The organism is Amycolatopsis sp. VS8301801F10 (assembly GCF_046195355.1).
Lineage (GTDB): Bacteria > Actinomycetota > Actinomycetes > Mycobacteriales > Pseudonocardiaceae > Amycolatopsis.
In genome coordinates this window covers 2,955,663-2,980,437 of sequence record NZ_CP176065.1, presented here as the reverse complement: position 1 = coordinate 2,980,437, position 24,775 = coordinate 2,955,663, and the positions used below count along the sequence as shown (strand labels likewise).

The 24,775-nt window shown below is 69.2% G+C and carries 26 protein-coding genes; 13 read left to right on the top strand and 13 right to left on the bottom strand.

Features of this window, described 5'->3' with window-relative positions; genetic code table 11:
- Positions 1-2: 2 nt before the first annotated feature.
- Positions 3-1,433 carry an APC family permease gene (locus tag F9C11_RS14365; RefSeq protein WP_409185356.1) on the bottom strand — a complete coding sequence of 477 codons (1,431 nt, stop codon included), beginning with the start codon at positions 1,431-1,433 and terminating at the stop codon, positions 3-5.
- Between the two features lie 390 nt (positions 1,434-1,823).
- On the opposite strand from F9C11_RS14365, the gene F9C11_RS14360 reads away from it, so the two are divergent.
- The gene (locus F9C11_RS14360; RefSeq protein WP_409185355.1) at positions 1,824-2,417 is read left to right on the top strand and encodes a TetR/AcrR family transcriptional regulator; all 594 of its coding nucleotides are present in this window, start codon (positions 1,824-1,826) and stop codon (positions 2,415-2,417) included.
- On the opposite strand, the gene F9C11_RS14355 is transcribed toward F9C11_RS14360, so the two are convergent.
- The gene (locus F9C11_RS14355; RefSeq protein WP_409185354.1) at positions 2,398-3,468 is read right to left on the bottom strand and encodes a DUF6670 family protein; all 1,071 of its coding nucleotides are present in this window, start codon (positions 3,466-3,468) and stop codon (positions 2,398-2,400) included. The genes F9C11_RS14360 and F9C11_RS14355 overlap by 20 nt on opposite strands.
- A gap of 68 nt (positions 3,469-3,536) precedes the next feature.
- Between F9C11_RS14355 and F9C11_RS14350 the strand changes: the two genes are divergently transcribed.
- The 4 genes from F9C11_RS14350 to F9C11_RS14335 all read left to right on the top strand — a co-directional run bounded on the left by F9C11_RS14350 (position 3,537) and on the right by F9C11_RS14335 (position 6,862).
- On the top strand, positions 3,537-5,087 hold the full coding sequence (locus F9C11_RS14350) for an FAD-binding oxidoreductase (protein ID WP_409185353.1): 1,551 nt from the start codon (positions 3,537-3,539) through the stop codon (positions 5,085-5,087).
- Positions 5,088-5,360: 273 nt separating this feature from the next.
- Entirely contained in the window at positions 5,361-5,645 is a 285-nt protein-coding gene (locus F9C11_RS14345; protein ID WP_409185352.1) for a hypothetical protein, read from the top strand.
- A gap of 68 nt (positions 5,646-5,713) precedes the next feature.
- Complete coding sequence (locus F9C11_RS14340) at positions 5,714-5,902, top strand: hypothetical protein (RefSeq protein ID WP_409185351.1); 189 nt, start codon at positions 5,714-5,716, stop codon at positions 5,900-5,902.
- 102 nt (positions 5,903-6,004) lie between these two features.
- Positions 6,005-6,862 (top strand): LysR family transcriptional regulator, encoded by an 858-nt coding sequence (locus F9C11_RS14335; RefSeq protein ID WP_409185350.1) that lies wholly within the window; start codon positions 6,005-6,007, stop codon positions 6,860-6,862.
- Here F9C11_RS14335 and F9C11_RS14330 read toward each other — a convergent pair.
- The 4 genes from F9C11_RS14330 to F9C11_RS14315 all read right to left on the bottom strand — a co-directional run bounded on the left by F9C11_RS14330 (position 6,816) and on the right by F9C11_RS14315 (position 10,015).
- A complete protein-coding gene (locus F9C11_RS14330) occupies positions 6,816-7,157 on the bottom strand; it encodes a hypothetical protein (RefSeq protein ID WP_409185349.1) in 342 nt (113 codons plus the stop codon). The genes F9C11_RS14335 and F9C11_RS14330 overlap by 47 nt on opposite strands.
- Before the next feature lie 131 nt (positions 7,158-7,288).
- The gene (locus tag F9C11_RS14325) at positions 7,289-7,582 is read right to left on the bottom strand and encodes a hypothetical protein (RefSeq protein WP_409185348.1); all 294 of its coding nucleotides are present in this window, start codon (positions 7,580-7,582) and stop codon (positions 7,289-7,291) included.
- 340 nt (positions 7,583-7,922) lie between these two features.
- Positions 7,923-9,002 (bottom strand): glycoside hydrolase family 3 N-terminal domain-containing protein, encoded by a 1,080-nt coding sequence (locus tag F9C11_RS14320; RefSeq protein ID WP_409185347.1) that lies wholly within the window; start codon positions 9,000-9,002, stop codon positions 7,923-7,925.
- 104 nt (positions 9,003-9,106) lie between these two features.
- Positions 9,107-10,015, bottom strand: a complete 909-nt coding sequence (locus tag F9C11_RS14315; protein WP_409185346.1) for an ABC transporter permease — start codon at positions 10,013-10,015, stop codon at positions 9,107-9,109.
- 58 nt (positions 10,016-10,073) lie between these two features.
- Between F9C11_RS14315 and F9C11_RS14310 the strand changes: the two genes are divergently transcribed.
- Positions 10,074-11,402, top strand: a complete 1,329-nt coding sequence (locus F9C11_RS14310; protein ID WP_409186908.1) for a class I adenylate-forming enzyme family protein — start codon at positions 10,074-10,076, stop codon at positions 11,400-11,402.
- Here the strand turns inward: F9C11_RS14310 and F9C11_RS14305 are convergent.
- Together F9C11_RS14305 and F9C11_RS14300 are read right to left on the bottom strand one after the other, a co-directional pair.
- Positions 11,392-12,990, bottom strand: a complete 1,599-nt coding sequence (locus F9C11_RS14305) for a chloride channel protein (RefSeq protein WP_409185345.1) — start codon at positions 12,988-12,990, stop codon at positions 11,392-11,394. The genes F9C11_RS14310 and F9C11_RS14305 overlap by 11 nt on opposite strands.
- On the bottom strand, positions 12,987-13,451 hold the full coding sequence (locus F9C11_RS14300; protein WP_409185344.1) for a MarR family winged helix-turn-helix transcriptional regulator: 465 nt from the start codon (positions 13,449-13,451) through the stop codon (positions 12,987-12,989). Before F9C11_RS14300 ends, F9C11_RS14305 begins: the two co-directional genes overlap by 4 nt.
- A gap of 224 nt (positions 13,452-13,675) precedes the next feature.
- On the opposite strand from F9C11_RS14300, the gene F9C11_RS14295 reads away from it, so the two are divergent.
- The gene (locus tag F9C11_RS14295) at positions 13,676-14,746 is read left to right on the top strand and encodes a reverse transcriptase family protein (RefSeq protein WP_409185343.1); all 1,071 of its coding nucleotides are present in this window, start codon (positions 13,676-13,678) and stop codon (positions 14,744-14,746) included.
- Here F9C11_RS14295 and F9C11_RS14290 read toward each other — a convergent pair.
- A complete protein-coding gene (locus F9C11_RS14290) occupies positions 14,735-15,190 on the bottom strand; it encodes a hypothetical protein (RefSeq protein ID WP_409185342.1) in 456 nt (151 codons plus the stop codon). The genes F9C11_RS14295 and F9C11_RS14290 overlap by 12 nt on opposite strands.
- A 1,407-nt stretch (positions 15,191-16,597) precedes the next feature.
- The gene (locus F9C11_RS14285) at positions 16,598-16,792 is read right to left on the bottom strand and encodes a hypothetical protein (RefSeq protein ID WP_409185341.1); all 195 of its coding nucleotides are present in this window, start codon (positions 16,790-16,792) and stop codon (positions 16,598-16,600) included.
- Between the two features lie 312 nt (positions 16,793-17,104).
- Between F9C11_RS14285 and F9C11_RS14280 the strand changes: the two genes are divergently transcribed.
- Positions 17,105-18,043 (top strand): MCE family protein, encoded by a 939-nt coding sequence (locus F9C11_RS14280; protein WP_409185340.1) that lies wholly within the window; start codon positions 17,105-17,107, stop codon positions 18,041-18,043.
- Here F9C11_RS14280 and F9C11_RS14275 read toward each other — a convergent pair.
- On the bottom strand, positions 18,033-18,902 hold the full coding sequence (locus tag F9C11_RS14275; protein WP_409185339.1) for a class I SAM-dependent methyltransferase: 870 nt from the start codon (positions 18,900-18,902) through the stop codon (positions 18,033-18,035). The genes F9C11_RS14280 and F9C11_RS14275 overlap by 11 nt on opposite strands.
- Positions 18,903-18,948: 46 nt before the next feature.
- Positions 18,949-19,368, bottom strand: a complete 420-nt coding sequence (locus F9C11_RS14270; protein WP_409185338.1) for a PaaI family thioesterase — start codon at positions 19,366-19,368, stop codon at positions 18,949-18,951.
- A gap of 83 nt (positions 19,369-19,451) precedes the next feature.
- On the opposite strand from F9C11_RS14270, the gene F9C11_RS14265 reads away from it, so the two are divergent.
- Positions 19,452-19,871: a MarR family winged helix-turn-helix transcriptional regulator gene (locus F9C11_RS14265; protein ID WP_409185337.1), complete on the top strand. Its 420-nt coding sequence runs from the start codon at positions 19,452-19,454 to the stop codon at positions 19,869-19,871.
- Between the two features lie 438 nt (positions 19,872-20,309).
- Here F9C11_RS14265 and F9C11_RS14260 read toward each other — a convergent pair whose 3' ends face one another.
- Positions 20,310-21,224 (bottom strand): proteasome assembly chaperone family protein, encoded by a 915-nt coding sequence (locus F9C11_RS14260; RefSeq protein ID WP_409185336.1) that lies wholly within the window; start codon positions 21,222-21,224, stop codon positions 20,310-20,312.
- A 173-nt stretch (positions 21,225-21,397) separates the two neighbouring features.
- Between F9C11_RS14260 and F9C11_RS14255 the strand changes: the two genes are divergently transcribed.
- The 4 genes from F9C11_RS14255 to F9C11_RS14240 all read left to right on the top strand — a co-directional run bounded on the left by F9C11_RS14255 (position 21,398) and on the right by F9C11_RS14240 (position 24,772).
- Positions 21,398-21,910: a PH domain-containing protein gene (locus F9C11_RS14255; protein WP_409185335.1), complete on the top strand. Its 513-nt coding sequence runs from the start codon at positions 21,398-21,400 to the stop codon at positions 21,908-21,910.
- Positions 21,911-21,984: 74 nt separating this feature from the next.
- Complete coding sequence (locus tag F9C11_RS14250) at positions 21,985-23,466, top strand: PH domain-containing protein (RefSeq protein ID WP_409186907.1); 1,482 nt, start codon at positions 21,985-21,987, stop codon at positions 23,464-23,466.
- A gap of 33 nt (positions 23,467-23,499) precedes the next feature.
- Positions 23,500-24,255, top strand: coding sequence for an IclR family transcriptional regulator (locus tag F9C11_RS14245; RefSeq protein ID WP_409185334.1), 756 nt, complete (start codon positions 23,500-23,502; stop codon positions 24,253-24,255).
- Between the two features lie 16 nt (positions 24,256-24,271).
- On the top strand, positions 24,272-24,772 hold the full coding sequence (locus F9C11_RS14240; RefSeq protein WP_409185333.1) for a GNAT family N-acetyltransferase: 501 nt from the start codon (positions 24,272-24,274) through the stop codon (positions 24,770-24,772).
- The last annotated feature ends 3 nt before the right edge of the window (positions 24,773-24,775 follow it).

The following is a 24,775-nucleotide window of genomic DNA, read 5'->3' as shown; positions in this document are numbered from 1 at the left end:
ACTCACCGCACGTCGGGCCCGAGCGCCGCGTACGTCTCCGGACGTTTCCGCCGGAGATATCCGGCCGTCGCCAGTCCCGCGCCGATCAGGATCGGCAGCAACCACGGCAGCAATCCGATCCAGGCCGCGTCCGAGCCCGCCATTGTCGGGAAGTTCAGCACCGCCAGCACAATCACGCCGATCAGCCCGGCCCCGCCTAGCCCGGGGGCGACGAAGGTGCTCCACCAATGCGGGTCGCGCCGCTGGCGGAAGAACACCACTACCGCGATTGATGCCATCGCTTGCAGCACCAGGATTGCCAAGGTCCCGAAGCCGGTCATCGACGACGTCAAGAACGCTACTGGGTCGAGGCCGAGCACCGCGAAGATCGCGGCGACGAGAGTTGCGAATCCGATTTGCGCGGCGCTGGCGTTGCGCGGGGTACCGGAAACTGTGTGTCCCAGCGGTTTTGGCAGTACCCCGTCTCGGGCGAGTGCGTAGATGTATCGGCTCGCTGAGTTGTGGAGCGCCAGCAACGCGGCGAACAGGCTTACGACTAGCAACAGCTGCATGGCGTCGGTGAGCGCGGTTCCCAGGACGTCCTGTGACGTGGCTAGGAGCAGGTCGCCTGCTGCGAGATGGTCTTGTGCTACGGATTTCGCGTGTTCCACTCCGATCGCGCTCACCAGGGCGAGTGAGGTGATGGCGGCGAAGACGCCGATTGCGATCACTGCGATGTAGGTCGCGCGCGGGACTGACTTGTTTGGGTCGCGTGCTTCCTCGCTGAACAACGCGGTTGCCTCGAAGCCGATGAAGCAGGTGGCGGCGAACAGTAAGCCTAGGCCGAGCGATCCGGACGTTACTACGGTCGGGGAGAATGCGCTGAGGGAGTAGCCGGATTTGCTCAGTACTGCAACGTCGAATACTACTAGGATGCTGACTTCCAGGATCAGTGATACTGCCAGGACTTTTGCTGAAACGTCTACGCCGCGGCGGCTCAGGAAGAACACTGCTGCCACGGAGAGTCCGGCCCACAGCTCCCAGGGCAGGTCTAAGTGGAAGACTCGGTTGACTACGCCGCCGGTCAGTGCGCCGGAGGTTCCTACTGCGCCTGCGACGAAACAGTTGTATCCGGCCAGCGCTACGAAGGCTCCGGACAGGCCTGCTGGGCGGCCTAGTGCGGCGGTCAGGTAGGCGTAGAAGCCGCCTGCGTTCGAGACGTATCGGCTCATTCTTGCGTAGCCGACGCCGAAGAGCAGCAGGATGATGCCGGCGATCAGGAAGGAGGCGGGCATTCCGCCGCCGTTGCCCAGGGCGATTCCCAGTCCGGCGATTACTACCATGCCGGTCAGCGGGGCGACGGCGGCTAGGACTAGGAAGGCGATTCCGCCGGTGCCGAGGGCGTTCGCGCGGAGCTGCCCTTCGGCGGCCTTTGGTGTCGACTGCTGTGCCATCTCGGCCTCCTGGTTCGCTCCCTTGCCCCGCGGGGTCAGTGTTGCGTGCGCTGGGGGGATTGGGCTTGTCGGCGGGGGCAGAGGTGTTGCCGATCCGTGCATCTTTGTCGTTGTCATGCGGGAGACGGCTCGTCGCCCTGGCGGGCGACATTGCCGGGTGAGTGGTTGCGTGGGCCCCCCGATTTTTTAGTGTGACTACGGCGCTGGGGTGCTTGTCAAGGCGGGAAAGATGCCTTGACAAGCACCCCAGCGCCGTGTTTTGGCTGTGTATCGGGGGCGGGGGGAGGTGTGGATGCCTTGTTGGTTGGGTGCATCGGTGGCGGTTGGTTTGTTGGGGGGGTCCACAATGGATTTGGCTCCTGTGGTTACCGCATCGGCTATGCTGGCGTAGTGGTGAATCCGGCTGGCAGTAAAGGGATGCCGCGGCCCGAGCGGGAGCGGCTGATTCTTGATGCTGCCGTCCAGGAGTTCGGTGTTCAGGGCTATGCCCATGCCTCGGTGGCTGCCGTCGCTCGGCGGGCCGGGATTTCCAAACCGTTGGTCTACGGGTATTTCGAGTCCAAGGACGGGCTTTATCTTGCCTGCCTGCACCGTGGTGCGGCGCCGCTGGTCGACGCTGTCACCGAAGCTCAGACCGGCACTGGGCTGAGCCGTGCTCTGGGGACCCTTGAGGCCATCTTCCGCACGCTGGAGCCTCGTCGTCTGGACTGGGCCGTTCTCTGGGATCCGACTTTGCCGCCGGGCTCCGCAGTGGACGGGGCGGCTCGCGCGTACCGGCGCAAGCTTTCCGCGCTCGGTGCGGAAGGTACTCAGGAAGCCTTGTCCTCGGCCGGTTTCGCCGATCCTGCCGACGCTTCGCTGTTCGCTCGCATCTGGTACGGCGCGGTCGCTGCCACCGTCAACTGGTGGCTGGAGCATCCCGAAGAAACCGCCGAGACCACCACCCGGCGCTGCGCTCGCATCCTCACCTCCTTGCGCGGTTGACCTCGCAATCGACCCATTCGAAGTAACCGCTTCCCGATACCGGTCGTCCCCGGAACTCGCCAGAATACGTGTATGCGCCGACATAGCCGCGCCCATGGCCATACCGCAGTGGACTGTCCACAATCGCCTCCAGCGCTACGACCTTCTCAGTGCCGTCGTGCACCGTCCACCTGAAACCCTCGGGGACGCGCATTTCCCGGCCCAGTGGATCGATCTCCGGCTCTGGCCGATGTGCTACCTCGACCCTAACCTCCCGGAACACCGTCGCGGTGCCGTCCAGTGTGCGCAGGTGGGCCAGTCGGCAAGCTGTCGCACCGGCCGCGCGGACATCGGTCAGCAGCAATTGCGTCCGGTCGTCCAGATTGATGATCTGGTAGGTGAAGAAGTCGATTGGCAGCTTGAATCGCGGCGGCAGGGGTGCACGTCGAAGTGCTTGCGGGGAAAGCGATCGTGCGTACTCCACGGTGCACAGACCGCTGATCTCGGTCTCGCCGGTGTCGTCGGCGATCATTCCGGTGAAGGTGGCCAGGAGGCTCAAATGGTCGTAAGCCGGATTGCGCACGAACCACGAGACTTGCGGCGTCGCGGTGATCGACAAATCCGCGGTGAAACCCTCGTAACGCGCGTGTACCTGATAGGACGGATGTGCTGCTTCGATAGCCAGGTCCGAATCCCATTCCAGTCGCGAACCGTCCTCGGCGAAGCGGCATTCGGCGTGGGAATCGTAGGCCCGGTAATGATGATGCCCGGGCGCGGCGGTGGACGAGAGAACCGTCGTGGTGCGGCGGGCGTCGGAGGTCGCGAGGTAGTCGTTGTCGAAACAGACTGTGCCGGTGCTGCCGATCAGGGTCATGGTGTTGAGGTAGCGGTGCGGCCGCGGCAGTTCCGGCACGAAGATGCCGTAATGCGTCCACGCCCAGGCCCGCGAGTCCGGATGCGGCCGCAGCAGGCCGGGCCGGGCGAACGGCTTCGCGGACTCCTCGATCCGCTGGTCGAAGCGAGGGAGCAGCCGGTTCACCACGAACGGCGCGGCAGCGGTCAGCACGCTCATCTTTCCTCCTCAACGCCTATTACCCTAGAGTAAGTTACCCTCGGGTCAATTCGGAAGGGAGCAGACGGATGACACGGTCCTGGTGGGGGTGGGGCGACACCGAGGAAGCGCTGACCGCCGAAGAATCCGAGGCACTGGTCGCGCGCACCGCCGCCTTCCTTCCCGGCCACGACTTCACCGACCACGCTCCGCCCGCGCCGGACGAGCTTCCGGTGCCGCCGTCCCGGCTCCGCCCGCCCGCCGCACTGGCCCGGCTGTGCTCGACCGACCAGGTCGACCGGCTGTCGCACGCCCGCGGCAAGGCGTTCCGGGACGTCGTGCGAAATATGGAAGGACGGATCGAAGCGGTGCCGGACGTCGTCGCGCGGCCGGAGTCCGAGCAGGACGTCCTCGACCTCCTGGACTGGTGCTCCGCCGACGGCACCCCGGTAATTCCGTACGGCGGCGGCAGTTCCGTGGTCGGCGGCATCGAACCGCGGTTCCCCGCGCCCGCGGTGTCGCTGGATCTCGGCCGTCTCGACCGGGTGATGGAGATCGACCGGACGAGCCGCGCCGCGCGCATCCAAGCCGGGGTCTACGGACCGGCCTTGGAGGACCAGCTCCGCCCGCACGGCCTGACGCTGCGGCACTACCCCCAGTCGTTCACCCACTCCACCCTCGGCGGCTGGCTGGCGACCCGCGCCGGCGGCCACTTCGCCACGCTGGCCACGCACATCGACGACCTCACCGAGTCCCTGCGCGTCGTGACCCCGGCCGGCATCAGCGAATCGCGCCGGCTGCCCGGTTCAGGAGCCGGACCGTCGCCGGATCGGCTGTTTCTCGGCTCGGAAGGCACACTGGGCGTAATCACCGAAGCCTGGATGCGCCTGCAGGAACGTCCACGCTGGCAAGCGAAAGCGTCGGTCAGCTTCACCCGGTACGCCGACGCGGTGCGCGCGACCCGGGCGGTCGCGCAGTCCGGCCTGTACCCGGCGAACTGCCGGCTCCTCGACGCCGCGGAAGCGTTCCTCAACACCGGCGTCCAGGCCGACGGCCTGCTGCTGCTCGCGTTCGAGTCCGCCGACCATCCGGTGGACGCCTGGCTGGACCGCGCGCTCGAACTGACCGCGGACCACGGCGGTACGGTCACCGCCCGCCGCGGCGAGTCCGGTTCGGCGTGGCGTTCGGCGTTCCTGCGGATGCCGTACCAGCGTGACGCGCTCGCCCGCCGGTCGATGATCGTGGAGACCTTCGAGACCGCCTGCACCTGGGACGCGTTCGAGCCGCTCCACGACGCGGTCACCACGGCCGCGAACGCGGCGATCGCCGAAATCTGCGGCGCGGGCGTGGTGACCTGCCGGTTCACCCACGTCTATCCCGACGGCCCCGCGCCGTACTACGGCATCTACGCGACCGGCCGCTGGGGCAGCACCGTCGCGCAGTGGGACGAGCTGAAAACCGCGGTCTCCGAAGCGATCCTGGCCAACGGCGGCACGATCACCCACCATCACGCGGTCGGCCGGGACCACCGCCCGTGGTACGACCGGCAACGCCCGGACCCGTTCGCCGCCGCCCTGTCCGCCGCGAAGGACACGCTCGATCCGGCAGGCGTGCTGAACCCCGGCGTCCTCCTCCGCTGAGGCCTCGCAGCTGGGCGAGAACACCGTCCGCAAGGCCGAAGAACTGCGCGAGCCCGGGAACGAACCCTGCTGAGCTTGGTGTCCATTGTGGATTGCTTTGCCTTCTCGCGGCGCCGTGTTAGCCTGTCGCCGTGCTGCGCCTCATGACGTCCGAGCGACTCGTAACCCGGCGCGCCGGCTGAACCAGGCTGCCGGCGCGCGATGCCGGTGTGCGGTTTTGCTTCGGGACCTGGCCCTCTTTTCCCCGCCAGACCTTCTTTCCCGGAGTACGTTATGTCCCTGAGCACCTTCTCGTCCGCCCCGTACACCTCCGCCCCGGCCATGCTGGTCCGCCGCCGGATCGCGACCTATTTCGTCGGCGGCATCGACCAGATCCCCGGCCTGGTCGCGACGCTGACCCAGCACGGGAAGCTGATCCACGAACTGTCCGTCGACGTCCGCGAGGGCGTCCGGGAAAGCAGCATGGTCAGCACGGTCCTGGTCAGCCCGGACGCGCTCGACGCCCTGCTGGAGGCGCTGCGCGCGCTGTCGTCGGTCGTCTCGGCGGAACTGGCCTGATCCGGCCCGTCTCTGGCCGACAAGATCGCCCTGCTCACCGGCGCTTCGAGCAGCGCGGAAAGCTCGACGTGCTGGTCACCAACGCCGGGATCAGCGCCACCTTCGACCCGGACCTGACCAGCACGGCCTTCCCGACCGCCTGCTGCAGGTCAACGCCCGCGGCGTGTTCCCGGGCATCAAGCACGGCGCGGGGTTCGGCCGCCCCGGTGTGGCGGGCGAAGCAGGTCGAGGGCGTGCCGATGGACCCGCTGGCGTGATCCCCGCCTCTGCCCCGAACGGCCGTCCCCGACCGGCCCGCGCGGTACGTTCGTCGAACCACTTCCCGGTGGCGAGACAGTGGCGAGACGGAGGCGAAGCCGATGGAGCTGAGGCAGGTCGAGCACTTCCTCGCCGTGGTCCGGCACCGCAACTTCACCCGCGCCGCGCAGGACGTGCACGTCGTGCAGTCCGCGCTCAGCGCGTCCATCCGGAAACTGGAAGCCGACCTCGGCGCGGAGCTGTTCGACCGCACCACCCGCCGCGTGACTCTCACTCCCGCGGGCGAGGCCCTGCTCCCCCTGGCCCGGCAGATCGCCGCGGACGTCGACTCCGCCCGCGGCGAGGTAGCCGCGGTGACCGGACTCGCGCGCGGCCGGGTGTCGATCGGGACGATCCAGACCCTGACCGTCCTCGACCTGCCCGCGAAGCTGGGCGAATTCCGCGCCCGCTACCCCGGAATCCGGCTGCGCGTGCGGGAAGGCACCATCCCCGGACTGACCGCCGCGGTGTCCGACGGCGAACTGGATCTGTCCTATGTGGGCGGTCCGCTGCCGGAGGACCTGGCCGAGTTCGCCAGCTGGGAGCAGAACCTGGTCCTGCTCGCCCATCCCGGACACCGCCTGTCGACCCGCCGCCGGGTCCGGCTGGCGGAACTGGACGGCGAACCTTTCGTGGATTTCACCGGAAGCGGCCTGCAAGCGTTGGTCGACCGGGCTTTCACCGAGGCCGGCGTCCGGCGCGACCAGGTCTGCGAAGCAACGAACGTCTCACTGCTGGTCGACCTGGTCGCGGCCGGGCTAGGCGTCACCGTGGTCCCCGAGCAGGTCGCCGCTCGCTCCGGACTCCCGTTCGCCCACCTCACCCAGCCGGCGCTGGCCCGCACGATCTACCTGACCGGCCGCTCGGCAAACCTCACCAACCCCGCGGCGCGGGCGCTGCTGGCCCACCTCCTCGCCTGACCCCGCGCACCGGCGCGAGCACCAACGCGAACCCGGCCAGCCCCAACACCAGCGCGACGGTCGTCAGCCCGGTGATCCCGGCGACGAACGCCAGCGCGAACGCCCTGCCGCCCAACCTCCGCAACAACCGGACGACGTCCCGAGTCTCCCCGTCGACCGGCTCACCATCGGCCGCGTGGCTGGCGTTGGCCGCGTCGAGGGCGACGCCATCAGCTGCCCTGGACACCTCGCCAACGAGGTGCCGGTCGTCGCTTGGGCCGGAATCCTCGGCGGAAACGCCAGGCACAGAGGTCATGCGCTGAGTATTGGCGTGCGCCGACCTTCCAGTCCAACACCTGTTTTCGCTGCGATTCAGCGATGAAATCGATCGACGGCCGCGCTCTGCCTTCCAGGCCAGGGTCGGCGAAGAAGGCGGGATCCGCCGGACTAGGAGTCTCGCCGCTCCGGCGCGGACTCCTGCTGCGCCGACGGTCGCGGATGCCGCATCGGACGTTGCCGGGCGACCGGATAACGCGCCAGAGGATGCGCCTCGTCAAGGCGGTGGCGAGCACGCCGGGGCACGTCGTCCGACGGGGAGACCCACCGGCGCGCCGATTCGTCCGGCGGGAAAGCTTCCGGCGGCGAAACGGCAGAACGACGCCGAGCGGCGCGGCGCAGGAACACCACGGCCAGCACCACGAACACCGCGGCGACGGCCACCAGGAGCCACCAAGCTTGCATTCGTCCTCCCGTCGTGGGTGGGTCGCACGCAAGGGTGCCCGTTCGGTCCGCGGTCAGCGCGAGGTCCACACCGCCGGGTGTCACCGGAACGGGGGTGTTTTGCTGGATAACCGCGCGAGAGGCGAGCCGAACAGATCCAACGCTAGCAGGCTCCGCACGGCGTCGGGGCGTCCTGAGACTCGGGGAAGACGGCTGAAACCGTGGAGACCGCCGAGTCGTATCGTGCGGAGAAGCACCCGACGAGCGGTATCCAGAATCTCGTCGCGCGGCTACGGCCAAGCCGCGCGCCTCAGCCTGTGACACGTCGAGGCAGGTAAAAGCGCCTAATCCCGCGAACGGCCTACTGCACCCCATCCCGCAACGCCGACACCCGATCCACCGCCGCCGTGAAATCCCCGCTCGGCAGGGAGCCGTTCGACAAACCCGCGGCCAGCGCGGAAGCGGCCTCATCCCCCTGGCTCACCTCCCGAGCCGAAGCCAGGATCAGATCCATCCCCGCCTTCGCCGCCAGCACGGCGCGGTTTCCCGGCCCGCCGTAGGACTTCAGGGCGCCAGCTTCCAGGGCATCCGTCACGGTCACCCCGGCGAACTGCGTCTCGGTGCGGAGTTCCCGCACCGCCGCGGGCGAGAGGCCGGCGGGGCGGGAGGCGTCCAGGGCGGGGTACACCGCCCACGAGAGCATCACGAGCTTCTCCCCGGCCTCGACCACCGGGTGATACGGAGCCTCGTCCTTGGCGCGCAGTTCCGGCAGGGGCACGTTCAGCGTCACCGGGCCGACATCCGTGTTGCCTCCGGCCGGCACGGCACCCAGGCCGGGGAAGTGCTTGGCGGTCGCGGCGACGCCCGTGGACTGCTGGGCCGTCACGAAATCCCGGCCCAGCGAACCAGCCACCTGCGGGTCCTGGCTGTAAGAGCGGCCGTATTTGTCGATGAAATTGCCCGATTGGCGGTAGACGTCCAGAACCGGCGCGAGGTTGACGTTCATGCCTACCCCGGCGAGGTTCCGGCCAGCGCCGATGCCGGCCGCTTTGGCCGCGGCGGAGGGGTCCGCGGACTGGGCGACCTGTTTCTCCGACAGAACGGGCTCGCCGGGCAGCCGGCGGATCTTGCCGCCTTCCTGGTCGGTCATCAGCAGCAACGGGCGGTGCACCGGGCTTTGCGCGTTCGCGTCCCGTAATTGCCGGACGACGGCGCTGATCTGGTGAGGGTCCGAGATGTTCTCGCCGAAGAAAATCACGCCGGCCGCCTCGCCGGCGCGGATTCGTTGCAGCAGCGAGGCGGGCGGGGTCAGCCCGGGATAGGAGTAGATCACCCGCTGTCCGGCCAGTTGCCGCGGCGTGAGCCCGGCGGGAGTGGCGGCGACCGTGCTCATCGCGAGCACCGTCCCGGCGATAGCCAGCATTGCCTTCCGACGCTTCATGCGACCTCCGTTGGCGAGCCCCTGCGACAACGGTAACGCGGGCGTGCGCGCCCGGCAGCCTCAGCACGATCGCGGCGAGGGCGAATTGAGTCCCCAATGGACAGTTAAACCCAGTACGCGACCCGAGCCCGGTAATTGCGCAGCACCAGCATCGCCAGCGACCAGCCGACCACGGTCACCGCGCCCGCGACGAGCCAATGCGTCCAGCTTTGCTGCTGACCGACCAGCGGCGCGCGCACGATCTCGACGAAGTGGTACACCGGGTTGAGCTGCAGCAGATTCACCGCGAGGGAGCCGAATCCTTCGTGCGAGCCCTGATTCATCACCCGCACCTGGTCCATCGACCACATGATCGGCGTCGCGTAGAAGAGCATCGTGATGAAACTCTGGATCACCGGCGGAATGTCGCGGAACCGGGTGGACACCACGCCGAACAGCAGCACCACCCACGCGCCGTTCAGCATGACCAGCATCAGCGCGGGCACGGCGAGCAGCATTCCCCAGCCCAGCCCGGGATGCAGCAGCGCGCCGTCCTTGTCCACCAAGCGGTACGGCTGCGAGAGCTTGCCGAAGAAGATCGCCAGCACCACCACGTACACGACGAGGTTGTGCGCCAGGTACAACGACTGCCGCCACACCGTGCGCAGCGCGTACACCGACACCGGGGCCGGCAGCTGTTTGATCATCCCCTCGTTCGCGATGAACGTTTCCGAGCCTTCAACGATGCAGCCGTTCATGAAGTTCCACAGGATGAGCCCGGTGGTGATGCTCGGCAGCAAGGTCGAGATGGAACTGCCGAACAGCGCGGAGTTCACCACGCCCAGCGCGAGTGCGGTGACCGCCATCCCGACGGTGATCCACAACGGCCCCAGCGACGAGCGCCGGTAGCGCTGCTTGATGTCCTGCCAGGCGAGCAATGCCCACAGTTCCCGGGCACGCAGCCCGGCCTGCAGGTCGGCGAGGGCTCTGCGCCAGCTTTTCGAGGCCGCGTCGATCGCGGGCGGAGCGGTCATGACAGCGAACCTAGCCGCGATCGCCGTTCTCGGCCAACACACGACTACGGTGTGCCGGGTGAGCTTTTTCCTGTCCCGCGTCCTTTCCGCGCTCCGCGACGGCGGCGACACCGTGCTGTTCCACCACGACGACACCGCCATGACGTACCGCGCGGCGGCAGAACTGCTGTCCCGGCTGTACGGCGGGCTCGCCGAGGTGCGCGGCAGGGTGGCGATCGACGCCGCCAACCGGCCGGAAGTGGTGCTCGCCCAGCTTGCCGCGCAGCTGCGCGGGCTGGAAGTCGTGCTCATCGCGGCGTCCGCGAGCCGTCCGGCGCGAGCGGCGACGCTGGCGGCCACCGGGGCGACCTTGCTCACCGACGCCGAACTCGACCAGCTCGCCGCCGCGCGTCCGTCCATTCCGGACACCGTGCCGGAGCGGGTCACGGCCATTTTCCCCAGCGGCGGCACCACCGGAACCCCGAAACTGATCCGGCACAGCGGAATTTACGACGGCGTCGCCCATATCTTCCAGCCGGACGGCACCAAAACCGCCCTCGTCACCGCGCCGCTCACGCACATGACCGGCAACGCCGCCGTGCTAGGTGCGCTCTGCTGCGGCAACACTGTGGTACTGCACCGAGAGTTCGACGCCGAGCGCGTTCTCGCCGATATCGAGCGGCATCGCATCACGACGCTTTCCCTTACCCCGCCCCGGCTCGCCGCAGTGCTCGACCATCCGAAACTGTCCACTACGGACGTATCCAGCGTGCAGCAGCTTTCCCTCGGCGCCGCACCGCTGCCGCCCCGCCGGTTGGCCGAGGCGCTGCGGGTGTTCGGCCCGGTCGTCGGACAGGGTTACGGGCTTACCGAAGCGCCGATGATCGCCAGCATCTCAGCGGACGAAGTCCTTGCCCGGCCAGAACTTCTCGGCTCGGTCGGCCGCATCGTGCCCGGCATGGAAGCCCGCGTCGACGACGGTGAAGTACTCGTCCGCGGACTGTCCATGATGGACGGATACCAGGACCAGCCGCCGATCGGCGACGGCTGGCTGCGCACCGGCGACCTCGGCCGCTTCGACGAAGACGGCTACCTCTATCTGGAAGACCGGATCGACGACGTCATCGTGACCGGCGAGCACGGCACGAAGGTCTCCTCGACCACAGTTGAGCACGCACTTCTCAGCCACCCCAAGGTAACGGCCGCCGCGGTAGTCCCCGCGCCAGGTCCGGACGGAGCCCTTCTGCACGCCGTGGTGGTCGCCGAAAACACCACCGCCGACGAACTGCGCGATCAAGTCCGCGCGGAACTCGGCGGCGAGCACTTCGTACCGTCCACTGTGGAGTTCAGGAAAGAACTGCCGTTGACCCCAGTGGGCAAAGTGGACAAACAGCGGCTCAAGCGCTGACCGACCGGCCCAGCAACCGTTCCCGGTGATGCTCCTCGTGCAGGTCCCGCCGCCGGGCGTGCAGTAACTGCGCCAGCGTCACCTTGCCGAGCACCCGCGAAGGATCGTGCCGGTCGACCACCAGCGCCTGCGTGGTGTGCCCGAGCGCCAGTTCGTTCGCGACGTCACGCAAGGTGTCGTCCGCGTACACGACGACCTCAGCCGACATCTGCACATCCGGTTGGTGCGTCATCACTTCATGCACGAAGAACGTCTCAAGTGGATCAGTCGTGTACTCGCGAGTGAGGTGCAGGCGTCGCCGCGCGATCTTCTCTGTGAGCACCGAACGCTTGAGCAGCAACACCGAAAGCCCGTACGCCGAGAACGACGCGACGACGAGCGGCAGCAAGTAACTCCACGCGTGGGTCAGCTCCAAAGTGAACACAATGCCGGTGAACGGCGAGCGCATCACGCCGCCGACCACCGCGGCCAGCCCGCACGTCGCCCAGAAACCGGGCGCGACGTGGGGCAGCAACCCGCCCTCCGCGGCGCCCAGCGCGGCACCGATCATGAACACCGGCGCCAGCACGCCTCCCGAAGTCCCGGAGCCCAGCGAAAGCGCCCAGATCAGCGTTTTCACGACCAGGATCCCGACGATCAGCGACGCGGTCGCGTGCCCGGTGAGCAGCGCGTCGATCACGTCGTAACCGACGCCCAGCGCGTGCGGTTCGAGCAGGCCGCCGACGCCGATCACGAGGCCGCCGATCGCGGGCCACCACATCCAGTGCACGGGCAGCCGTCCGAACAAATCCTCGGCGAAGTAGACGAGCGCGGTCGCGCCGATCGCCAGCAACCCGCCGGTCAAGCCGGGGACGAGGGCGAGACCGTCGGCGGCCGGACCGGGGTTGGCCCCGGTGAACGGGACTCCGAAGACCGGTCCGGTGCCGAGCAGGAACCCGCGGCACACCGTCGCGACCGACACCGCCGCGGCCACCGGCACAAGACTGCGCGGCCGCCATTCGAAGAGCAGCAACTCCACGGCCAGCAGGACAGACGCGAGCGGCGCGTTGAACGTCGCCGCCATCCCGCCCGCGGCACCGGCCACGAGCAGCGTCTTGCGTTCATCCGCGGACAGTTTCAGCAGCTGCGCGAGGATCGAACCGACCGCGCCGCCGGTCATGATGATCGGCCCTTCGGCGCCGAACGGGCCGCCGGTGCCGATGCTGACCGCCGCCGACACCGGTTTCAGCACCGCGACGCGCGGGGCCACCCGGCTGCCGCCGGTGAGGATCGCTTCGATCGTCTCCGGCATGCCGTGGCCGCGGATCTTCTCCGAGCCGTAGCGCGCCATCACGCCGATCACGAGCCCGCCGACGACCGGCGCGAGCAGCACGAGCCACCACGGATGCTGCTGCGCGCCCGGCGCGACGAGGTCCGTGGCGACGCGCTGGTAGAAGACCAGGTTGGTGATCAAGCCGATGAGTTTGAGCAGTGCGAACGCCGCCACCGCCGCCGCGCCGCCCACTGGCAGTGCGATCGCGGTGATCAGCAGCATCCGCGGATTGACCGCGAAGTCGCCGAGGTGCGCGGCCCGCGCCGGAGCCTTCACAGCCGGCCCGGCCCCGCCGTGGGCACGCCCGGCGCCGATTCCGCCGCCGCGACCAGCTCGCGGACCGCCGCGGAGACCGCCTGCTGCCGCGCGGCCGGCACTTCCGCCAGCAGCTCGGACAGCGCGCGCTGCCGCCGGCCGACGACCCCGGCGACGACCTCGCGTCCGGCAGCGGTGACCTCGATCGTCACCACAGTGCGGCGGTGCGCGTCCTCGCTGCGCACGACATACCCGTGCGCCTCGAGCTTGTCGGCCAGCCGCGTCACCGAGGACGCGTTCACGCCCATCGCCTCGGCGAGCCGCGAACACGGCACGCGGCCCAGGCTGTCGAGCACCACCAGCAACCGCACCTGCGGGAAGGTGACGCCGCGCGGGGCGGCGTGCGCGCTGTCCCAGGCCACGGCCACGAGCACGCGAGTCAGCCGCTCGAGCGCGGCCGCGTCGTCCGGCAAACCTTGCATAGTGCAAAAGTTGCTATAGCCAAGACTCTGGGTCAAGGGTGGGCTCGGTCACCGGGTCCTCCCCCGGCCGGTTTTGTCGGTGCTCGTGGCTAGGGTGGGAATCGGCGACGCGGAGGTGAGCCGGTGGAGGACCACCCACTCCGGGGCAACCCCGGGGAGCAGCACGACACGTACCCACAGCGCCCCGCGCAGCGGCGGCACGCTCCGCGTGCGAGACAGCGCGGATGAACGGAGAACGAGTCGCCTCCGCGTCGCTGCTCGAACCGATGCCGGTGTGGCGCTGGCCGGTCGCCCGGTGGACCACGTTCGACGAATGCGCCGCCGCCCTCGACCTCACGCCCGGCGAGCTGACCTGGTTCGCCGACGAAGGCGGCTGGCACCGGCGGTCCCGGCCGGTGCTGCGGCATTACTGCTACCGCTGGATTCCGACGTCCAGCGGCGGCGCACGGCTGATCGAGCGGCCGAAACCCCGGCTGGCCGAACTGCAGCGCCGGGTCCGCCGGCATGTGCTCGACGCGCTCCCGGTCCACGAGGCCGCGCACGGTTTCCGCCGCGGCCGTTCGATCCACACCTGCGCCCGCCCGCACGCCGGACAGGACGTGGTGGTGCGGCTCGATCTGGCCGGTTTCTTCCCGACGGTCTCCGCGTCCCGCGTGCGCTCGCTGCTCGACCTGGCCGGCTACCCGAGGGCCGTCGCCGCCGCCCTCGCCGGAATCCTCACCACCCGCACCCCGGTCGACGTCCTGCGCTCCGCCCCGGCGCGCTCGAGGATGCTGAACCACCTCGCCGGCACGCATCTGCCGCAAGGCGCGCCGTCGTCGCCCTCGGCGGCGAACGCCGTCACCCACCATCTGGACCGCAGGCTCTCCGGCCTCGCCGCCGTGCTGGGCGCGAACTACACCCGCTACGCCGACGACCTGGCCTTCTCCGGCGACGCGAGCCTTCCGCTGCACCGCCTGCTGCCAGGCGTCCGGCGGATCGTGACCGACGAGGGCTTCCGGCTGCGCGACGACAAGACGTCGGTCAAACCGGCCTACCGGCAGCAACGCGTCGCGGGCCTGGTGGTGAACGCCGCGCCGGCGGTCGCCCGCTCCGAGTACGACGAGTTGCGGGCCGTGCTGCACAACTGCGTCCGCACCGGCCCGGCGGCGCAGAACCGCGCCGGGCACCCGGATTTCCGCGCGCACCTGCTGGGCCGGATCGCGTGGATCAGCGCCACGAACGAGACCCGCGGCGCGAAATTGCGTGCGCTGTTCGCCCGGATCGAGTGGCCTTCCGGCGATTCAGACGGATAACAGGCTGAGATTCCGCTCCATCTCGGCCCACCATCCGGCCGCCGGAACATCGCGCGGCTGAATCAACGAGGCTTTGACCAGAATGTCCGGCCGGTTTTCTCGCCAAGCGTAGGAAAAAAGCTCGTCGTAATGCGCGCGCGGCAGCCATCCCTGTTCCCGGCCCGCTTCCAATCGCATGAGCTGCCGAGCGAGATCCACGCTGCTTCGCTCACAACTGCGAAACGCACGAGAAAATCGCTGCACGGCCGCGGCGTCCCCTTGCCGAACCGCCTGGCAGGCAAGGAAAAGCGCGGTCACGGCGAGCACGTCCGACCGGTGCACCCCGCCCTCCGCCGCCAGATGTTCCGCCAGCTGAAAACTGCGCTTCCGCCGTCCCCGACGCACCATTTCCGCCAGCGCTCGCTGCTGCCGAATGAGATATTCGTCTTCCCGCAGGTACTGCACAGCGTTTCCTCCCCTGCGCCTGGTCCCGACCCAGGCCGCTTCCCGGTACAGGATGCTCCACCAGGGTGACGGATACGTCGGCGACACTCAGCCGTTCGGAGCAAAATATCACCCAGGGGCATCGACAGTACCCGACCGCGCAAGTTCGGGAATTCTTGCAGTGCCTCAGGAATCACCCCTTGCGGCAGGTTGGCAGGAGCCTTGCGGAGCGAGACGGTTTCCGTACCGATTTCGCGGTTCGATGTGGATTGCCTGCGCGGGAACGAGAGTTTCTGCGGAATCCGCATTGCGGTGCCGCCTGACCCCAGTGGACACCCGGTGCAGAGCGAGGGCGTCAGTCGCGAATCGCTTTCATACCAAGGGGTTCTGCGACTCAAGCGGAGCGCGCCTCCGGCCGGTCGGCGCTCCGAGCGCGTGGGACAGGGCTGTTTTCCGGTTTGATTTTCGGCCGCGATTTCACCCGTTCGGACGTATCGGCAGGGTGGGGACCGGTGCGATGGGTTGCTCTCCGACGAGCGCGGACGGCTCTATGCCGCAAACGGGCAGCCGGGAAGGGCTGCGGTGCAGGACTTGGTTGCCCAGAAAGGTTCGACGTATCGCCGGGCAGGCTCAGTGCGCCAGCCAACCGGTTAGCCCACGCCAAACTGGCCAGCCGTCACCTCTGGCCACGACGCGGGTTCCCCGTCCGCCGGAGCCGAAACCTCGCACCGCTCACCAACGACCCGGCCGCCCAGCAGCTGAGCCATCCGCAGGAACCGAACCGCTACATCAAACGACCTCGCCACCCCGCAGCCGAACCGTCCGTAGAAGCCGGAACCCCGCAAACCACGCCCAACGGCCCGGCCGCCGAGCAGCCGAGCCAACCGCAGGAACCAAAACCCCCACGTCAAACGACCGGGCCGCAGCTGGACCGTCCGCAGAAACCGAAACCCCCAACCCACGCCAAACGGCCCGGCCGCCCAGCAGCCGAGCCGTCCACCGGAACCAAAACCCCAACACCAAACGACCGGGCCACCCCGCAACTGAACCGTCCGCAGAAACCGAAACCCCCAACCCACGCCAAACGGCCCGGCCGCCGAGCAGCCGAGCCGTCCACCGGAACCAAACCCCCACGCCAAACGGCCCGTGGGCGGGAGGTGGGCGCAGTCGGAGATCAGGTCGCCGATGGTCTCCGACCACCCGCAGCCAAGCCGCCAGCCAGAACCGAACCCCCACCACCCCACACCAAACGGCCCGGCCGCCCAGCAGCCGAGCCGTCCAGCCCGTTATCGCTCAAGCCGCACCCGCCCAGCCCTCCCCAGGGCCAGGCCGGTGCCCACCTGACTCATCCGCGACCGGTCCGCACCCTGGTCACGGCGTGTTCTTCCCCCGAACGCCTGGAAACACCCCTGGCGGAACCGAAGCGCCTCAGGCGACCTCGGTCCGGCTGCCACCCGGGGCGTGCAGCCCCAGCATGTCCAGCAGCAGGGCGCATTCCTGCGCGTCCTTGGCCTGGGACGCGACGGCCAGTGCCGCCTTGCGCCGGCGTTCTTCCTGCCGGGCCGCGTCCGTGTCGTCCACGAGGTCTGGCGCCGGGTGCAATCCGGTGGTCAGGTCTCGCATGGTCGCTCCTCCCCGATCGGCGTGGGCGCGGGTTTTCCGCGCTCGCTGCACACCCCTTCAACGGCCGAGCCGCACCGGATGTTCCGATGACTCCGGTCACGTCGGCCAGCCAGGCCAGAATGGCACACGACGCGGACCTCCGGTGCGAAGCCGGGAAACCGGGCGGGCGCAGGACAGGAGCCCCCATCGTCCTAAGTGGACACACCAGAAAAGGGCCCATTCGGGTGGCGTGAGTGGCCTCACCCGGCTGGGCGAGCCACTATCCACGCTGTGCCTGCCGCCCGGCGCCCCGTGCGCACTGCTCTCGTCGGGATGACCGTGCTCGTTCTCGGCGTCCTCACCGCGCTTCAGGCGCCGAATCTGCCGATTCTCGGCGACGGCACCGCGTATGCCGCGGAGTTCAGCGAAGCGGCGGGACTCCAAACCGGCAACGACGTCCGGATCGCGGGGGTGAAAGTCGGCCGGGTGTCGGAGGTTTCGCTCGACGGCGCGTCCGTCCGGGTGTCCTTCCGCGTGTCGGGCGCGTGGCTCGGGGACCGGACGTCCGCGTCGATCCGGATCAAGACGTTGCTGGGTCAGAAATATCTCGCGCTCGACCCGGTCGGCACCGGGTCGCTGGATCCGGGCACGCCGATCCCGCGCGACCGGACCACCGTTCCGTATGACGTGCTCCCCGCGTTCCGGCAGCTGGCCACGACCGTCGACGCCATCGACACCACCCGGCTGGCGCAGAGCTTCCGCGCCATTTCCGACACGTTCGCGCACACCCCGGCCGACGTCCGCGCCACGCTGACCGGACTGTCGCGGCTGTCCGATTCCCTCTCCGCGCGCGACGCGAAACTGGCTCACCTTCTGGCTCAAGCACGCACGATCTCCGCTACGCTCGCCGACCGCGACGCCCAGCTGACCCGGCTTCTCACCGACGGCAACCAGCTGCTGGACGAGGTGCGGAAACGCGAATCCGCCATTCACTCGCTGCTCGCCGGCGCCCGTCGGCTGAGCACCGAGGTGTCCGGGCTCGTCACCGACAACGACCGCGAACTCGGCCCCGTGCTCACCCAGCTCGACCGGCTCACCGCGTTGCTCGAACGCAATCGCGCGTCGCTCGCGGACGGAATCCGGCAGCTGGCCCCGCTCGTCCGCTTCGCCGCGAATCTCACCGGCAACGGCCGCTGGATCGACGGCTACCTGTGCGGCCTGCTGCTCCCCTCGATCGGGCCGCTCAACGAGGACGGCTGCTTCACTCCATGAGCCCCGGGCCGCCGGTGATCCGCACGGTGACCTGGTTGTCGTTGTAGGTGTAGGCCTCGTAGGCGAATTCGACGCCGGTCTTCTCCACGTGCTCGGTCCACGCCCGGTACTCGTGCCGTTTCCAGCCGGGGAAGTTGAAGAACTCGTCGAAGTGCACGATGCTGCCGACGCGCAGCCGCGGTCCGACGTTGTCCAGCACGGTCTTCGCGGAGCTGTAGAGATCGCCGTCGACGTGCACGAAATCGACCGGCCCCGGGTGTTTCTCCAGGAACCCGGGCAAGGTGTCGGAGAACAGGCCGACGACGAGTTCGGCTCCCGGCACGTCGGGCAGGTCGTCGCGGGCGAAGGCGCCGGCGGGCATGCCGTTGAGCCACGCCTCGGGCAGGCCGTCGAACGAATCGAAGCCGTACACCTCGGTCGCGTCGCGCGCGGCCGTGATGGTGCGCAGGGTGTTGCCGGTGGCGACGCCGAATTCCAGCGCCATCCCGCCGGTGGGGGCGAGGGAAAGCGCGTACTCCAGCGTTTCCTTCGGGCTGCCGAAATGCCGTGCCCCGATCAGGTTTTCGCGCGCGAAGACGTTGCTCTCCAGCGCCGCGTCCTGGTCGCCGGCGTACACGATGTCGCGGCGGCTGCGGATCTCGAACTCGACCACGCGGTCCAGCAGGCGGTCCCCCTGCCGGATGACCTCGGACCGCAGTTCCTCGCGCGTCCGCTCCAGTTCCGCGCGCAGTTCGGCGAGCTGGCCTGCGTGCGGATCGTGCAGGCGGGCCGCGGCCCGGCGCAGCACCAGGCCGGCCTTCCGGCGCAGCGCAGGGCCCAAAGTCCTTGTCGTCAGCCGATCTTGGCTTTCCTGGTTCATCCCGGGACGATAGCCGACAACCGGACCCGGTCCCGCACTGCCCGGTTTACCCGGGAGTAGCCGTCCGCCGGACCACCGCGGACCCCTGCGCGGCCGCGCACAACGTCGAGTTCCCCTCTCCGTCCACTGTGTACAGATCGCAGCGGCAGGTGGCCCGCGACCGGCTCGCTTGGACGACCGTCGCCTCCGCGCGCAGGAGCACCCCGTCGGCGGGCACGAGGTAGTCGATGGAGAAGCCGCTCGTCAGCAATTGCGGCCCCAGCACGGTTCCGGCGGCGAAAGTGAGCGCGTTGTCCGCGGCGTAGGCGAGGACGCCGCCGTGCAGGTAGCCGTTCTGCTGCCGGAGATCGTCGCGGACGTCCAGCGCCAGCACCGCGCGGCCGGCGCCGAACTCCTCGACCCGCGCGCCGAGCAGGACGCTGAACGGTTGCGCGGCGAGTCCGGCTCTCGCGAAGTCTATGTCCATTTTCAGTCCTCACTTCAGTAGTGAAGTACTTCAGTAGTGAAGTGAGGATGGCGGCGAGAAGAGAAGACTGTCAAGATCCCCGCATGGCCGCCGACGAACGACTTTTCTTCCTGCTGCAGAGCGCGGCACACCGCCTGCGCGTCGAGGGCGACCGCCGCTGCCTCGCCGCGGGCGGCGTGACGACCGCGCAGCTGGGCGCACTGCTGGCGGTGCACGACCAGCCGGGACTCACCCAGCGCGAACTGGCCACCGAACTGGGCCAACGCGAATCGGCGATCACCGCGATGACGGGACGATTGATCGAGGCGGGGCTGATCGTCCGCCAGCCGCATCCCGAACAGCACCGGGCGCTGGTGCTGGACCTGACGCCGGAGGGAACCGCGACGATCGCCCGGCTGCGCCCGGTGATCGAGTCGTTCAACCGCGAACTGCACGCACTGCTCGGCGACGCGTTCGGGCCGACCAGCCAGGCACTGCAGTATCTGGCCGGCTGGCCGGGGTGAGGATGCCGAGATGCCGCGCGCCGGGACGAAACGGGCAGTCTTCCGGACCGGCCAGGCTCTTCCAGCTCCTGGTCAGGACCGGGAGCCGGGCGTTCCGTGCGGCCAGACGCACGGTGAACTGGCCCCGATGGTGAGCCGCCCGGTTTCAGCCCCCGCGATGGCTCCTTGCAGGCTCATCACGTAGCCGTCGCGTCGCGCGTTCGCGAAAGCGTTAGGGGCCTACCCGGGTGTCCGCCCGGCAGCGGACGGGCTAGCTTCTGCAGAGATGTCATCCACCACACTCGCCCCCGCTGCTTTCCGGCAACGTGCGGGCCGCACCATGGCCAGGGTGGCGATCATGGCGGCTCGGCTTTGGTGGGCCTGGCAGACGGTTCGGTCCGCGGGCGTTGCCTACCTCTCGGCTCAGCGCTACCTTCCGGCTCAGCCTTCCCTCTCCGCTCAGCGTTCGGAGCCCTCCCCGCCCTGTTCGGCGAGGAATCGTTCGAACTGCGAGCCCAGTTCGTCCGCCGTCGGCATGTGTTCCTGCGATTCGGCGAGCAGGCTGTGCCCGGACGCTTCGGCGAACGTGTCGTACTGACGTTCCAGTGCGCGCACCACGTCGGCGGATTCCTCGGATTCCGCGACCTGGCGGTCGATTTCCGCCTTGGCCACCTCGGCCGCGGTGCGGAGTTCGCCGTCGGGCAGGCGCAGGCCGGTGGCCTTGCCGATCGACTCGAGGATCGTCAGCGCGGCGGCCGGGTAGGTCGACTGCGCCAGGTAGTGCGGCACGTGCGCGGCGAAGCCCATCGCGTCGTGGCCCCATTCGCCGAAGCGGTACTCCAGCATCGCGGCGGCGCTGCCCGGGACCTGCATGCGGTTCGGCAGCGGCTGATGCTCGCCGATCAGGTGCTCGCGGGTCGCGTGCGCGGTGACGCCGAGCGGGCGCGTGTGCGGGGCTCCCATCGGAATTCCGTGGTAGCCCACGGTGAGCCGGACGCCCCAGCGTTCCACCAGCTGGCGCACGGCGGCCGCGAACAGCTCCCATTCGCGGTCCGGCTCGGGGCCGGACAGCAGCAGGAACGGGATGCCGTCCTGGTCGTGCAGCAGGCGCACGACCAGTTCGGGGGCCTCGTACTCCTCCCAGTGGTCGACCGCGTAGATCATCGCCGGGCGGCGCGACCGGTAGTCGATGAGCCGGTCGACGTCGAACCGGGCGACGATCCGGTTCTCGACCTCGCCGGTGAGGTGGTCGGTGACCAGCTGGCCTGCCGAACCCGCGTCCATGAATCCCTCGAAGAAGTGGAGGAGCACAGCTCCGTCCAGGTCAGGGACGTCCGAGTCCACCTCGTACAGTTCCTCGGGATCGAGTCCCACCGGATCCTCCTGCTGCTCGCTTGCACGGACGTACGCGGTACAACGCGGCCGAGCTGCGAATCCATCCCGCGCGCGGCGAAAATAGTAACGCCCCGCACTTGCCAGCACCCCGGATCGGGGCATCGTGACACTTGTCGTGGGCACCGCCCCCTGTGCTCAGGCACTCTGAGCAGGTGAACACCGAGAAATCCACCACGCTTGAACTCCGGCTGCGCCCGCCCGAACACCGGGTGAGCCGCCGGGCGATCGGCCACTGGGCGGCATCGGCGGGGGCCGGCTGGCTGCTCGTGCTCGCGGTGCAGGCGGTGGTGGTCGCGACTGCGGACGACCCGCCGTCGTGGCTCACCGTGACGCTGCTGCTCTCCTGTGTGCTGGCCCCGCTTCACCTGCTCGTCATGCCGCAGTGGCGCTATCGCGTGCACCGCTGGGAGGTCACCGGCGAGGCCGTCTACACCCAGTCCGGCTGGCTGAAGCAGGAGTGGCGGATCGCGCCCATCTCTCGGATCCAGACGGTGGACGTCGAACGCGGACCGCTGGAGCAGCTGTTCGGGCTGGCCCGGCTCACCGTCACCACCGCGTCGGCCGCTGGCCCGCTGCGCGTCTCCGGGCTCGATCGCGAGGTCGCGGTCGCGCTGGCCGACGAGCTGACCCGCACCACGCAGGCGGTTCGAGGGGACGCGACGTGAACGCCACCGCACCCTCCCCGCCGGTCTCCGCCGAAGGCGCCGGCGAGGCGGCCTGGCATCGCCTCGACCGCCGGATGTTGCTGATCCGCCCGGTTCTCGACCTGGTGAAGTCGCTGCCGGTGCTCGTCGGCGCGCTGGTGCTCGGCCACGGAAACCACTGGCAGTGGATCGGTCTCGCGGCCACCGCGGTGACGATCGGCGTCGGCGTTTCGCACTGTCTCACCTCTCGCTACCGCGTCACCGCGACCCAGCTCGAATGGCACACCGGGTTGCTGCTGCGCAAGCAACGTGCGATTCCGCTCGATCGAATCCGTACCGTAGACGTGCTTTCGGAACCGAAACATCGGCTTTTCTCGCTTTCCGCGGTAAGAATCGGTACCGGACGGCACGACCACGGAAAAGGACCGGGCAAGGACCAGCTGGTGCTCGACGCGGTCACCCGCGCCGAAGCCCAGCGGCTGCGCACCCTGTTGCTGCACCGGACCCCGGCGGAAACGCGAGCGGCGCGACCGGCGGAGTCGCTCGTCGCCGAGGTCGACAAGCGCTGGGTGCGGTACGCGCCGTTCACCTTGTCCGGGCTCGCGGTGGTCGCCGCGATTCTCGGCACCGTCTACCACTTCGCGCACGAACTGCGCTTCGATCCGACGAGTTTCGGGCCGGTCCGCGACCTCACCGCCCGCGCGCTCGAACAGCCGGTGTGGCTCACCGTGGTGCTGGCGGCGGCCGGACTTCTCGTGCTGGTGTCGGTGCTGTCGGTCGGCGGATACGTGTTGTCGTTCTGGAACTTCCGGCTCACCCGCGAACCGGGCGGCACGTTGCACATCCGGCGCGGGCTGATCACGACGCGGTCGGTGTCGATCGAGGAAGACCGGTTGCGCGGCGTCGAGATCAAGGAACCGTTGCCGTTGCGGATGGTCGGCGGCGCGAAATGCGTCGCGGTCGCGGCCGGACTGCGCGAGGGCAAGGGCGCGGACCGCGGCGGCGGCCTGCTGCTGCCGCCCGCTCCGGCCGGGAAAGCCCGGGAGATCGCGAGCGAGGTGCTCGGCGAGGACTTCGCGAATGTCCCCCTCGTACGGCATTCCCGGCGCGCGCTGACCCGCCGGATCACCCGTGCCGTCTTCGCCGTGCTGGCGCTCTCAGCCGCGCTGTTCGGCCTGGCCCGGCTCGCCGTGCTGCCGGAATGGCCGTGGCAGGCCGCGCTCGTGCTGCTGCCGTTCGCCGTCCTGGTCGGCTTCGACCGGTACCGCTCGCTCGGCCACGCGATCACCGGCCGGTACCTCGTGACCCGTTCCGGGTCGCTGGCCAGGGCGACGGTCGCCGTCCGGCGCGACCGGCTCACCGGGATCGTCGTGCACCAGTCGCTGTTCCAGCGGCGGGCCGGGCTGGTCACCGTCACCGCGCCGGTCGCCGCCGGTCGCGGGCACTACCGCGTGCTGGACGTCGAGGAAGGCGCCGGGCTCGCGCTCGCCGACGCGGCGGTCCCCGGATTGCTGACCCCGTTTATCGCCGCGGGCGGAAAAACCCCGACCTGTGGTAATTTACCGGCGCGTTCGTGACTGAATTCGGTGAACTCGCGAAGGGGTTTCAGGATGTCTGAACCCGGGCTCCGTCGCACGGCCGGCGCCAACAGTTCCCGGAAAGTGCTCCAGTTGCTGTTGTCGTTCACCGAACAGCGCTGGGAGGCCAGCGTGGCGGAGCTCGCCGAAGCGATCGGCAGCCCGGTTGCCACCACCTACCGCTACGTGCAGTTGCTGAAGGAACTGCAGCTGCTCGAAGAATCCCGGTCCGGCCGCTACCACGTCACCAGCCGCGTCATGCCGCTCGCGCGGGCCGCCCGGCTCGCGAACGACCTGGCCAGGGTGGCGCTGCCGGTGATGGAGGAGGCGGTGCGCGAACTCGGCGAGACCGTCCTGCTGTTCCAGCACTTCGGCGACGTCGCGGTGTGCAGCGACCGGGTGGAATGCGACCGGCCGATGCGGTTCACGTTCCAGCCCGGGCATTCGATCCCGCTCGGCGTCGGCGCGACCGGGAAGATGCTGCTCGCCCTGCTGCCCGACGGCGAACGCGAACGCCAGGTCGCCCGGATCTCCCGGGAACGCGGGGCCGAGGTGCGCGACGACCTCAAGCTCGCGCTGGCCAACCGCTACGTGCAGAGCTGGGGCGAGATCGAGGACGGCGTGTGGTGCTGTTCGGTGCCGGTCGACGTCAACCGGCACCGCCCGAGCGTGCTGACCTTCGTCGGACCGGCCACCCGCATCGGCGACGCGGAGCGCGAACGAGCCATCACGGCGTTGCGCGCTTACGCGGAGCAGATCGGAAAAGCGATTTCCGAATACTCCATGTAGCCGTAAAATCGGGGCAGTGATCCGTCTCGCCGCCCCTGCCGATCTTCCTGCCCTGCCCGACCTCGAACGTGCCGCCGGAGAACCGTTCCGGGCCCTCGGCATGCCCGAGATCGCCGCCGACGCACCGCCTTCGGTCGCGGACCTCGCGGTGTTCCAGTCGGCGGGCCGGTGCTGGGTCTGGGACGACGACGGGACGATCGCGGCCTACGTGCTCGCCGAGGAGGTCGACGGTTTCGGCCACGTGGAACAGGTTTCGCTGCTGCCGAGCCACGCGCGCCGCGGATTGGGGCGCGCGCTGATCGAGACGGTCGGCGCGTGGGCCGCGGAGCGCGGGCTGTCCGGGCTGACGCTGACGACGTTCGCCGAGGTGCCGTGGAACGCGCCCTACTACGAACGGCTCGGGTTCCGCGTGCTGGCCGACGAGGAGCAGGGTCCGGCGCTGCGGGAGATCCGGCGAGCGGAGATCGCGCGCGGACTGGACCGGTGGCCGCGGGTGGCGATGGTGCGGGCGCGGTGAGAA